Source organism: uncultured Limnohabitans sp. (assembly GCF_937889215.1).
Classification (GTDB): Bacteria; Pseudomonadota; Gammaproteobacteria; order Burkholderiales; family Burkholderiaceae_C; genus Limnohabitans_A.
In genome coordinates, this window is sequence record NZ_CALBEX010000559.1 from 1 (window position 1) to 1,314 (window position 1,314).

General features: G+C 62.0%; 1 protein-coding gene and 1 pseudogene. Both read right to left on the minus strand.

All coding sequences use genetic code 11. The features are described from left to right. Window positions 1-254: pseudogene (locus Q0341_RS14045) on the minus strand (aromatic compound catabolic protein); the annotation flags it as partial. A gap of 36 nt (window positions 255-290) precedes the next feature. After that, complete coding sequence (locus Q0341_RS14050) at window positions 291-1,097, minus strand: SDR family oxidoreductase (protein ID WP_299514564.1); 807 nt, start codon at window positions 1,095-1,097, stop codon at window positions 291-293. Between the last annotated feature and the right edge of the window lie 217 nt (window positions 1,098-1,314).

Below are 1,314 nucleotides of genomic sequence, written 5' to 3' on the forward strand. Positions count from 1 at the left end.
CCGGGTGTGCCCTGAAAAATGGCCAGGCCCGGCCCCACTTCCATCAGCATGAAGTCCAGGGTTTTGGCCATGTGCGCATAAGGCAATTCGCCCGACAGCAAAGCTTGCATGACTTGCAAGCCGGTTTTGCCCGCCACTTGGTCGGGGCGGGCGACGCCAGGGCCTGCGCCGGCATCGATGCGAAGGCACACGGCGCTTTCTTGGGCCAGCCAAGCCTCTAAATCGTTGGGGCGTGTGTCGGTCGTGGTGCTCATCAAAGTGGATTCTCTCAATCTTTTTTTAAACTTTTTTCAAACAGGCACGGTGTAGTTGAGCGCCATGCGCCCGCCATCCACCGTGACGATTTCACCCGTGATGTAGCTGGCCGCATCGCTGGCCAAAAAGGCCACCACTTTGGCCACTTCGCCGGGCTCGCCCAGGCGTTTCATGGGCGTGCGCATCATGATTTTCTTTTCAGCCGCCTCGCTGGTCAGCACCGCTTGGCGGGCCAGTTCGGTGGCAATGGTGCCGGGTGCCACCGCGTTCACGCGGATGCCGAAGTCGGCCAGCGCCAAGGCCATGGCCCGTGTGAGCTGGTTGATGCCGCCTTTGCTCACGTTGTAGCTGGCGATGTTGGGGATGGCCAGTACCGCGTTGACTGAACTCATGTTGACAATCGAACCACCCCCTGTGCTTTTCATGGCGCGGGCAGCGGCCTGGCCCATCAAAAACGAGCCCTTGATGTTCACGTTGATCACGGCATCAAAGTCTTCTTCGGTCACGTCCAGAAAATCGGCTGCCTTAAAAATACCCGCGTTGTTGACCAGCACGTCGATGCGGCCAAAGGCCTGCATCGCATGGTCGACCAGCGCGTCCACATCGGCTTTGCGCGAGACGTCGCAGGCCATGAAGCCTGCGCTGTGGCCTTGGCTGCGCAACTCGGCGGCCACGGCGCTGCCGCGCTCACTGTTCACGTCGGACAGCACCACATGGGCGGCTTCGGCGGCAAAGCGGCGGGCGCAGGCCTCGCCAATGCCATTGGCCGCCCCGGTGACGATCACCACACGGCCTTGCAGGCCAAACGACACATGGCCGCTCAGGGTGGGGGGTGTGGGCATGGTCCGGGCTCCTGCGGGGGTGATCAAACGAAGTTTCAAGAAAGGTTTTATGCTGCCACAACTTGGCTGCGGGGACTGTCACATTCAAGTGCCGGCAAGATATTTGGCGGGCAAGGTGATGGGGTGCCCCGGGGGCGGCGACAATGCAGGCATCGCCCCCGCAGGCATTGTCCAGGAAATCCCCCCCTCCTCACCCCCCCCCCCACCACCGCCCCCC

Bases quoted from the DNA above. Each gene is read 5' to 3' on its own strand.
- Q0341_RS14050 (WP_299514564.1), bottom strand. From the start codon at position 1,097: ATGCCCACACCCCCCACCCTGAGCGGCCATGTGTCGTTTGGCCTGCAA.